We start from the raw sequence: 11023 nt of genomic DNA on the forward strand, positions 1-11023 counted from the left end.
TATTACTCTGCCGCAAGGGCTTCTTAAATAATTAAAATATGGCGGTCTCCAGAGGGAAGGGGAATTTCTCTATAGTCACAATGCCACAACAAGTAGCCGCCGCTTGCGGTCGGAGCGAAGCGGAGATTCTTGACTTCATGTGCTAGGCTAAAAAACCCCGACCGCAGACAATTATTTTTTGGCGTATATCCGTCGGTCGGGTACCTTTAAATTAGCACATGGAGTCAAGGACGGCAGTGAAAGTTCTACAACCTTTTGGTGATTTGTCAAAAGATCAAGATATTCTATGAAAAATGAAGTAATACTTATGTTTTGTGTGTCTATTTAACGGGGGACGCCGCAACTTGTCTTAGATATTTTACGCGGTTATCACCAACGGCACATACCACTTCAACATTGGTCTCCATCAGGTCGTTAACTGGGATATATCCTCTTTTATCCATCTCTATGCCTCTATCATTAAGATTAGGAAAGCATTATTTGGCTTATGGTTTTATTGTGCCTGCGTCGGCTGGATGTACTCCATGACGGTAAAAGTCGGCATTAATAGGCTCTAGCGGTTTACGTCCAAGGATTATGTCCGCTGCCTTTTCCGCCAACATTAACACCGGTGCATGGATATTGCCGTTAGTGATGTAGGACATGGCAGACGCATCGACCACTCGTACATTGTCGAGCCCATGGATCTTCATGGTTAGCGGATCTACAACAGACATTGGATCTAAATCGGGCCCCATCTTTGCCGTGCAACTCGGATGAAGTGCAGTCTCGGCATCTTTAGCCACCCATTCCAAAATCTCCTTGTCTGTACGAACGGAAGGACCGGGTGAGATTTCTCCCGAATTATAGGGTGCCATAGCTGGCTGAAATAGGATTTTACGTGAAATTTTTATTGCTTCAACCCACTCACGCCGGTCCTGTTCGGTCGAAAGATAGTTGTAGACCATGCTCGGATGCTCTTTAGGATTTTTCGAACGAATCTTTAATGTCCCTCGAGCATCAGAGTACATAGGTCCGACGTGTACCTGGAATCCGTGATCAGTGTCCGCTTTTTGTCCATCATACCGTACCGCTAGCGGAAGGAAGTGGAACATCAAATTTGGGTAGTTGACGTTCTCGTTCGAACGAACAAAACCTCCACCTTCGAAATGGTTGGTTGCTGCTGGACCTTTGCGTCCGAGCAACCATTGCAAACCGATCCAAGGCATCCGCGCTTTATTTAAGTTAGGCTGCTCAGAAACCGGTAGCGGACAAGAGTATTGGATGTAGACTTCGAGATGATCCTGAAGGTTTTCGCCTACACCTGGAAGATCAACTACCGGTTCGATACCAATTGAGCGCAAGTGTTCAGCATCGCCCACACCTGACAGTTGAAGTAGCTGCGGCGTATTGATTGCACCGCCAGAGAGTATGACTTCACCTGCATTGACATGATGAGTTTTCCCGTTTCGTCGATATGTCACACCGTTGGCTCGGCTTCCATCGAAGTCAATACTTGTAACGAAAGCACGAGTTTTCACAGTAAGGTTCTGACGTTTCATAACCGGACGCAGATATGCACGTGAAGCTGAAAAACGTCTGCCTTTATACACATTCTTATCAAACGGTCCGAATCCCTCTTGGCGAAAACCGTTTACATCAGGTGTTCGTGAGTAGCCAGCTTCGACAGCTGCATCAAAGAAGGCTTGAAATAAAGGATTATTTGCTGGCCCGCGTTCCAATTTGAGAGGACCATTGTGGCCACGAAGCTCATCCTCTGGATCCGAGGCTAAAGCATTTTCCATGCGTTTGAAATACGGGAGACAGTGCGCAAAGTCCCACGTTTCCATACCTGGGTCGGCTCCCCAACGTTCATAATCCATTGGGTTGCCGCGTTGGAAAATCATGCCGTTGATTGAGCTCGAACCTCCGAGCACCTTTCCCCGGGCATGCTTGATACGTCGTCCATTCATATAAGGTTCTGGGTCAGATGCGTATTTCCAGTCATAGAAGCGTTTCCCTGCCGGGTACGGCAAAGCTGCTGGCATTTGGATCAATAGATCCCATGGATAATCACTACGTCCCGCCTCTAGAACAAGAACACTACGTGTCCCATCTTCACTTAGACGGTTGCCGAGTACAGAACCCGCACTTCCGCCACCAACTATAACAATGTCATATGTTTCATTCATCTTCCAGACCTCCTTGGATGTTTAAAATTGAATGCAGTGATTAAAACAAAATGAAAAGTATTCATTAAAAATCCTCCTTCAGTTATTAAACCAGTTAACAGTTTGCTAGTTTTTTATATAAAATTTACTTAAACCAATTCATGGCTCAGGCTTGAGATTCCGATAAATATGTTTCGTTTCTTTATAATCTCCCAATCCGGATTTGCCTAACTCACGTCCAATACCAGACTGTTTTTATCGATCCCACGAGTCTAAATTAACGGGCCGCCTGTATTAAATTTAAATTCCCGGGCCGAGTCAGTAATAACAGCCACCGGGTTAGTTCACTGCCAGTACCTGCAGTGGTTGGAACAGTGGTAAGGGGGGAAATCCTTTTGGTTAGGGCTTTTTACCTTCTGCACACTCGTATTCCAGAACAGGTTCGCCATGTGCTACTTCTACTCCAATGGCTTTAGCTGTATCCATCGAACTGCCACCACCCACTGCAATGAGACCGTCGCAGCCATTTTCCTGGTATAATCTGCTTCCAGCTGCAACCACTTCCAGCGGAGGGTTGCTACTACTCCGTCATATAATACGTAATCAATGTTGGCTTTCTTTAAGCTGTCTATAATGGACTCCGTTAAGCGAGCATTGAAAACCTCTTTATCAGTAACTAAAAGGGCTTTGCTAACACCAATACCTTTTACTTCTTCGCCAATGTTTTTGATAACTCCGATACCGTGCTTAATACTGTAGGCATTTCAAACTGGCCATGCGCTCAAAACGTATATTCAAAATATCTTCCCCTTGAATAAATGTTTAGCTAGTTTTATATGTTTAAAACTTATTAAACATTAACATGCATAAAAAAACTCATCAACCCAAGTATTAGACCGAAATTCTTCAATATCTCAAAATTTCAATGCGTTTTGCAGATTTACATTATTTTTTTTATAAGATATGATTAAAATATTTTAAATATAATTTCTAGACTTATCACTTCCCATGAGAAAGGTTTGGTAACATGGATAAAGAAGAACAAAAGGTCAATAATACGGACGCTTACAATACAGAATTAACGGGGAAAGTTACTAAGGCTAAGGATAAGGTTATCAACGCAATGGCCGAAACTATGGACCTTTATGGAGTAACTCCCTCAGTTGGGCGCTTGTATGGCACTTTGTACTTTCAAAGATTGCCTATGACACTTGATGAAATGAAAGATGAATTAGGTATGAGCAAACCAAGTATGAGCCTGGCGGTTCGTTCTCTGTTAGAGATGAAAGTGGTGCAAAAGGTCTGGCAAAAGGGGAACCGTAAAGACCTTTATGTAGCCGAAAAGGATTTCTTTAAATTTTTTCAGGTCTTTTTTACTGACAAGTGGCGCAGGGAAATAGAAGTAAATTTACATGCTATTAATGATGCTTTGTTAGAAATAAAAGCTTCGTTAGAAGATCCTAATCTTTCCGGTGAAAAAAGGCAAGAAGTTGAAGAGCTCGAAGATCAAATAGTTAAATCAAAAGTTTACTATCACTGGCTGGATGATTTGGTAAGAAGCCTGGAAAGCGGCCACCTTTTTGAGCTTATCCCACCCAAAAAATAAATTTAGTAATCTTAACTCTCTGCATCAGAGAGTTTAAAAATTTACAATACGTTTAATAGATATTAAACGTATAAGACAGAAAACACAATGCATGGAACCTCTAAAGGGTTTTATTTAGACAAAATAAGAAAAATCAAACTTTGACTTAGCAGCAACTTCATGGTTTTATTAAGTTGGCTATTTTGTGAAAAACGTATACAAAAGGGGGTATCATCAGGTTTTGAAGATTACTGTAAATCTAATGTAAAGTGAGGAGGAAATAAACAAAGTGACTAAATGGAGTAAAAACAAAGCTCTTCTGGTAATTATTTCATTGTTTGTCATGCTCTCTCTGTTGGCAACAGGTTGTGGATCTGGTGGAGGCGATGAAACTGCGAAAGGTAAAGACACCATTATTTTTGCTGATGCCGGGTGGGACAGCATACGTTTGCATAATGAAATAGCAGGTTTTATTCTGCGCAACGGCTACGGCTATAAAACAGATATCATACCCGGCGGGGAACCGTCTTCGCTTACAGGCATCAGCACAGGTGACATAGATGTATATATGGAAATATGGACCGGTAATGTAATAGATAAATATAACCAGCTTAAAGAAGACGGCGATATTGTTGAACTGGGCGTAAATTTTGCTGATAATAAGCAAGGGCTGTATGTGCCCACTTATGTAATTAAAGGTGATCCAGAAAGAGGCATTAAGCCTATGGCTCCGGACCTAAAATCAATTAAAGATTTACCCAAATATTGGGAACTATTTAAAGATCCGGAAGACCCGGGCAAAGGCAGAATATATGGTTCCATACCCGGCTGGACCGCAGATACTGTTTTGCAAGAAAAATATAAAAATTACGGTTTAGACAAGAACTTTAACTATTTCCAACCGGGATCCGATACAGCACTGGCCACCTCACTTACCAGTGCTATTAAAGAAGGTAAACCATGGGTGGGATATTACTGGGAACCCACCTGGATAACAGGAAAATATGATCTAACTTTATTGGAAGACGCGCCATATAGCGATGAACTCTGGGAAGATGGCTATCGCTGCGAATACCCGTCACAAGACCTGACTATCGCGGTGCAGAAGAATCTGCCTAAAGAAGCGCCCGACGTTACTGAGTTTTTAAAGCACTACCAAACCAGCAGCGCTCTTGTTAGTGAAGCACTGGCTTATATGCAGGATAACAAGGCGACTACTGAAGATACAACGAAGTGGTTTTTAAAAGAACATGAGGACCTTTGGACCGAATGGGTACCCGAAGATGTAGTTCAAAAGGTAAAAGCAGCCCTTTAGCAACAACTTGATTTACCATAGTCAGGTTGGTCGTATAACTACCGGCCAACCTGCTTATGAAAGGCAGAATATTATAAGGTCTCGAGGGAGGTGAAAAGTTGCGGTTGGTCACAATTGCAACTGGATATACCTATGACCGATTTTCCAGAGTTTTTACAATTTCATGTTAACACATATGTTGAAGTTTTTGTCGACTGGATAAATGCTGTTCTCGGAGGGCCTATTCACAGTATCAGCAGCTTAGTTTTATGGCTAATGATTTATGTGGAAAAATTCTTACTTTGGCTGCCCTGGTGGTTAATTATCATTGTAGTCTTTTTAGCAGGGTGGCGGCGTTTATCGTTTTACTCCGGCTTAGCGTTTGCACTAATGTTGGTATGTGTGGGGGCTTTTGGCTACTGGGAACTTATGATTTATACTCTGGCTATAGTTTTGGCTTCGGTAGTTATTTCGTTAATTGTGGGAATACCGATTGGAATTTTAATGGCCTACAGCCCCTTTGCCCAAACAGTCGTCAAGCCTATTTTGGACTTTATGCAGACCATGCCCAGTATGGTTTATCTGATCCCGGCCATGATTTTTTTCGGCATGGGTAAAGTGCCGGCTGTTTTTGCAACCACGGTCTATGCCATACCACCGGTAATCAGACTCACCGACCTGGGCATACGGCAGGTCTCCAATGAGATGGTGGAGGCTGCGACATCTTTTGGCTCAAGTTCATGGGATATATTAACCAAAGTTCAACTCCCCCAGGCCCTACCCGCAATTATGACAGGCATAAATCAAACTACTATGATGGCACTGTCCATGGTAGTAATAGCATCTATGGTTGGCGCCAAAGGTTTGGGTATGGAAGTTTTAATATCCATGAATAGGATTGACGTGGGACGTGGTTTTGAAGCGGGACTTGGCATAGTGATCATGGCGGTAATTATTGACAGGCTGTCGCAGGGTCTGGCTCAACGCTATAAAATTCCCGATTAAAGAATATAAGAAAGTGGGCAGCTTCGTATGGCGGTAAAAGTAGAAGTAAAGAATTTAACCAAAATTTTTGGCCGCAATCCCAAATCGGTGTTAGACAAAATAGAAAAAGGTGTGGCCAAAGAAAAAATATTAAAAGAAACCGGACATACCGTAGGCATTTATAATGCTTCTTTTGAAGTTCAAGAAGGCGAATTATTTGTTATTATGGGTCTGTCCGGCAGCGGTAAATCAACCCTTATCCGGTGTTTGAATTTGCTGAATACGCCAACTATGGGCCATATATTTATAGATGGTGAAGACATTACAAAATATGATAAAAAACAGCTTATTGCTTTCAGACAACATAAAGTGGCTATGGTTTTTCAGCATTTTGGCCTTTTGAGTCACAGAAGTGTAATAGGTAATGTGGAGTATGGTCTGGAAGTAAGAAAGATACCCGGCGCAGAGCGGCGCGAAATTGCGCTGAAAGCCCTGGCCAGCACCGGCCTAAGCGGGTGGGAAGACAAGATGCCCGGTGAACTAAGCGGGGGGATGCAGCAGCGAGTCGGCCTGTCACGAGCCCTGGCTAATGATCCCGGCATCCTTCTAATGGATGAACCATTTAGCGCGCTGGACCCATTGATCCGCAGGGAAATGCAATATGAGCTAATGGAGCTGCAATCCAGGCTTAAAAAAACCATTATTTTTATCACCCATGATATTAATGAAGCTTTTAAAATAGGTGACCGTGTTGCCGTAATGAAAGATGGTGTAATAGAGCAAATAGGTACTCCAGATGAACTGCTTGCCTCTCCGGAAAGCCAATATATTGAGAATTTTATCAGAGATATCGATCGTTCCAAAATATTACAGGCAAAAAACGTTATGTTTAAAACCAACGTGCTGGTGAATATTAAAGAGAGCCTCAAATCGGCTATGAATGAAATGAGTACAAATGGTATTTCCAGTGTATATGTTGTAGATTCTGAAAAAAAATTAAAGGGTATTGTAACCATTGATGATACCATTAAGGCCATCAAAGAAAACAAGAAGTTAAGCGATATTTTACGTGATGATTATTTTACTACAGATAGTGAGGCTTTCTTGCAGGACTTAATCCCTAAGGCCACTGATACCAAGTATCCGATTGCCGTAATTGATGAAAATAATAAGCTGCTAGGTCTGATTTCCCGGGTATCAGTACTTTCAGCTTTGGTATAAATCATGTAATTTATTGTTTAAACAGCATAGTGACAAGCATAAATGTAGGCTTTTCTTTGCGTACAATAATACATTGTAATTTTGATATTTGTACCGGCTGTTCCATTGTCAAAACGAGTTCTGTATGCAGGTGTGTCCCAGTGAAGTTATACACAGGGATATTGCCATGGAAGCCGTTGAGAAAGGCATTTGAATCCTTTGGTCTGTTGGCATATAGTAGTTCTAATCTGTTATAGCTTTACAGGATTTTAAATCTGTTGGTAAAATTAAAACATATAAAACGTTAAATATATAATTAACGTATTTAATTTGCTGTATGTGGAGGTAACCAAGGTGATAAACAAAAAAATGTTCATTAATGGTGAATGGGTTGACTCATTATCAAAAGAAGTAAGAGAAATTATTAACCCATATAATCAAGAAGTAATTGCCAAGGTATCAGAAGGTACTGCACAAGATGCAAAACTTGCGATCTTAGCGGCAAGGAAAGCATTTGATAATGGGGATTGGGCAACTATTCCGGCATACGAACGTGGAAACATGGTGAATAAAATTGCAGACTTAATCGAAAGGGATAAAGCTGAGCTAGCAAAGCTGGAATCATTAGATACAGGTAAAACTTTAATTGAAAGTAAAGCAGACATGGAAGACATTATCGGAGTGTTCCGTTATTTCGCTGGCTTGGCTGATAAAGATGGTGGTGAGATAATAGAATCACCAATTCCCAACTCAAAAAGTAGAGTTGTTCGCGAGCCAGTAGGCGTTTGTGGTCAAATTTCACCGTGGAATTATCCTCTTTTACAGGCTTCATGGAAAATTGCGCCTGCATTGACAGCAGGAAATACTATTGTGATTAAGCCAAGTGAAATTACGCCATTAACAACAGTTAAAGTTACAGAATTAATCGAGGAAGTTGGTTTCCCCAAAGGTGTTGTAAACCTCGTATTAGGTCCAGGTGCAACCGTTGGTAATGAGCTAGCTGTGAGTAATGATGTTGACTTAATTTCCTTTACAGGTGGAATTGAAACAGGAAAGAAAATCATGCAAGCTGCAAGCAATAATGTAAAAAAAATTGCCCTTGAGCTTGGAGGAAAGAATCCCAATATTGTATTCGCTGATTGTGATTTTGAAACTGCAGTTGACCAAGCATTAAACGCTGTATTTTTCCATGCTGGGCAAGTTTGTTCCGCAGGAGCAAGATTGCTAGTTGAAGAAACAATACATGACAAATTTGTTGAAGCTATTCTAGAACGAGCAAAAAGAATTAAACTAGGCAATGGTTTTGATGAAGATACACAATCTGGTCCACTAATTTCTGCTGAGCACCGTGCAAAAGTCGAAAAATATATTGAAATCGGGAAGGCTGAGGGAGCTAACCTTGTTCTTGGTGGGAAGCGTCCTGAAGATCCAGAGCTTCAAAATGGTTTCTTCTATTTACCTACAATTTTTATTGACTGCAAATCAGACATGCGCATTGTGCAAGAAGAAGTTTTTGGTCCTGTTTTAACCGTTGAGCGCTTCTCATCTGAAGAAGAAGTTATTCAACTTGCTAATGATACTATTTATGGTCTTGCAGGTGCAGTATGGACAAATGACTCACGAAAAGCAGAGAGGGTTGTATCTAAACTCCGTATAGGTACAGTTTGGATTAATGACTTCCATCCTTATTTTGCACAAGCTCCATGGGGTGGATATAAGCAATCTGGACTGGGACGTGAGCTAGGTAAAACTGGTTTAGAAGAGTATACAGAAACAAAACACATTTTTGAAAACATTGCGCCACAACCATTATACTGGTTCAAATAAATCTGTTCTGTATCTTGCCCGCGGCGGGTCATGCTCCTTGTCACCGGTTCATAATAAAGTATCACTTCCACAATATTATTAATATAAAAAGCCGTTAGTTTTCCTTCAAAGAAAACGAACGGCTTTTTATCAATTTTTTATTAAGAACCATCCCCTCGTTTCCTGCAAAAATTACCGGCTGGTGTGGGAACAGGAAGGTTTTCCAGGAACATCTCCACTGGCAGGGTATAATCTTTTCTTTCTACACTGCTCCTGCAAAAGCCCGTCGAGTACTGCCCTGACCTGCGTAGTGGCTCCTGAATTCCAACCCTCTGCTTTTTAATATTCCCTGGGCTTTTAGATATTTTCTGCTCCATGCCTGTAATTCTTCGTTTTCATATATTACAGGATAGCGTTGTTGATCCACCATAATAATAAGAATGTTCGGTTTGTTGCCAAGAAGTGTATCGTATATGCGGGAATCAGGCGATTGACCGCTCATAAATCTTTACCTCCAAAATATATTCAAGAACATTATATGTAAGATATACATACAACTCTCCAGAAACCATTCTCAAAAAACTTTAAATGAGATGAATTAGGTTAAACCCAGGAAAATGGACAAGCTCATTCTCAAACATTATTGAAACGGACAGTTTGTTTGATTTGTCTGTTTCTGTCTGCCGTTTCTCACAACAATCGTCAGTAGGTCCCACAACAACTGTCAGTAACATACCAATAAACCCCATTCAACTAGTGAATGGGGTTTATTGCGTACACCCAGCGCATGGGTGTCAATGATAATGAGCATTATAGATAATTGATTGAAAAGCTTAATTGAATCTAAAAAAACGAATGCCATGTGTTCTATTTAGCTTTCAACAAGTAAATTTTGCGAACTATCATGTTCGTTACTATTGGACTTTTTACCTGCTGCTGCATTGACGAGCCATATCCCAATAACCACGGCTATTAGCCCTAAAGCTAATTTTATTGTTAAGTCTTCCCCCAGCAGTAAAGTGGCAAAAAAGACGCCGCACACGGGGACTAAAAATATGAATACACTGGCCCTGCCGACGCCCCAGAAATCAAGCACATAAAACCAGAGGGAAAAGGCCATGGCCGACGCGAAGACTGATGTGAACAGCAGGGCTGCCCAGGCTGTAACTAAAGATAGACTTATGCCCCCTTCAATAAAAGGTACAATTAACAAGGTCAATACACCGCCGAAAAACATTTGCCAGGCGGTTACCTGAAGTTTGTTATGGGTTGGAAAGCGGCGCCTTAGGAATACTGTTGCCAGGCCCCAGTTAATAGCAGCTATTATAATTAATATTTTTCCGTAAATGCTGCCTGATTGAAAGCCGTCGGTGGAAAATATTATAATTAGACCCGAAAATCCCGTTAAAAGGCCGACGATATTTTTCAGATTCAGCCTTTCACCTAATAAAAAATAAGCCATCAAATTAACAATGATCGGGTAACTGTACAAGAGTACTGAAGTTATTCCAGCCGGAACAGATTGCATGGCGTAAAATACCAGGCCAAAAGTAAGGGTAGTTTGTAAAAGACCCAGGACAACCAGTGCCAACCAATCTTCCCTGGCCGGAACGCCCATGCGCAGTGCCAAGGTAAGGCCAACCAGCAGGACACCGCCAATTATGAACCTTAAGGCGGAAAATGTAAAGGGTGAGCCAATTGCAGAATTCAAAATTTTAAACTGACATAAAAAAGAGAATATCATACTAAAGCATAGGTTTACCAAAATTAACCTATTTATTTGAAGTAAAGATGGAATTGAACAAATTAACTCTAAAAAAGAGTAGAAATCACCCCAATTAACAGACACAAAAAAGCAAAGCAAATATTAAATCATTGCTACTAAGCTACATTTGGTAATGCTTTATCTTTAAGCTGAACAATGGTTCCAGCAAGAAACGTAATCAGACAAATCATGATATCGTTAAAAGCTTTGTCAATCCCCCGTTTAGTAAGGCGATCCAT

The 11023-nt window shown here is 41.1% G+C and carries 8 protein-coding genes and 2 pseudogenes; 5 read left to right on the plus strand and 5 right to left on the minus strand.

The genetic code is table 11. From position 1 onward, the window contains the following. Positions 1-332 precede the first annotated feature (332 nt). The 3 genes and pseudogenes from BM056_RS27835 to BM056_RS27750 all read right to left on the minus strand — a co-directional run. A pseudogene (locus tag BM056_RS27835) lies at positions 333-464 on the minus strand (FAD-dependent oxidoreductase); the annotation flags it as partial. Positions 465-485: 21 nt separating this feature from the next. Further along, positions 486-2171, minus strand: a complete 1686-nt coding sequence (betA, locus tag BM056_RS25045) for a choline dehydrogenase (RefSeq protein WP_092476164.1) — start codon at positions 2169-2171, stop codon at positions 486-488. Positions 2172-2549: 378 nt separating this feature from the next. Continuing rightward, positions 2550-2902 (minus strand): annotated as a pseudogene (locus tag BM056_RS27750) (iron-containing alcohol dehydrogenase). A 275-nt stretch (positions 2903-3177) separates the two neighbouring features. Between BM056_RS27750 and cudC the strand changes: the two are divergent. From cudC to betB, 5 genes are all read left to right on the plus strand, one after another. After that, complete coding sequence (gene cudC, locus BM056_RS25055) at positions 3178-3756, plus strand: choline uptake/conversion transcriptional regulator CudC (RefSeq protein ID WP_092476166.1); 579 nt, start codon at positions 3178-3180, stop codon at positions 3754-3756. A gap of 268 nt (positions 3757-4024) precedes the next feature. Then, on the plus strand, positions 4025-5050 hold the full coding sequence (locus tag BM056_RS25060; protein WP_238456661.1) for an ABC transporter substrate-binding protein: 1026 nt from the start codon (positions 4025-4027) through the stop codon (positions 5048-5050). 114 nt (positions 5051-5164) lie between these two features. Beyond that, the gene (locus BM056_RS25065; RefSeq protein WP_238456662.1) at positions 5165-6034 is read left to right on the plus strand and encodes an ABC transporter permease; all 870 of its coding nucleotides are present in this window, start codon (positions 5165-5167) and stop codon (positions 6032-6034) included. 27 nt (positions 6035-6061) lie between these two features. Further along, positions 6062-7234, plus strand: a complete 1173-nt coding sequence (locus tag BM056_RS25070; RefSeq protein ID WP_092476169.1) for a quaternary amine ABC transporter ATP-binding protein — start codon at positions 6062-6064, stop codon at positions 7232-7234. Positions 7235-7567: 333 nt separating this feature from the next. Then, the gene (betB, locus tag BM056_RS25075) at positions 7568-9040 is read left to right on the plus strand and encodes a betaine-aldehyde dehydrogenase (protein ID WP_207648247.1); all 1473 of its coding nucleotides are present in this window, start codon (positions 7568-7570) and stop codon (positions 9038-9040) included. Between the two features lie 241 nt (positions 9041-9281). Here betB and BM056_RS25080 read toward each other — a convergent pair whose 3' ends face one another. Both BM056_RS25080 and BM056_RS25085 read right to left on the minus strand, forming a co-directional pair. Continuing rightward, a complete protein-coding gene (locus BM056_RS25080) occupies positions 9282-9521 on the minus strand; it encodes a hypothetical protein (protein WP_092476172.1) in 240 nt (79 codons plus the stop codon). 369 nt (positions 9522-9890) lie between these two features. After that, entirely contained in the window at positions 9891-10730 is an 840-nt protein-coding gene (locus BM056_RS25085) for a DMT family transporter (RefSeq protein WP_165613715.1), read from the minus strand. Positions 10731-11023 lie beyond the last annotated feature (293 nt).

The organism is Desulfotruncus arcticus DSM 17038 (assembly GCF_900113335.1).
Classification (GTDB): domain Bacteria; phylum Bacillota; class Desulfotomaculia; order Desulfotomaculales; family Desulfallaceae; genus Desulfotruncus; species Desulfotruncus arcticus.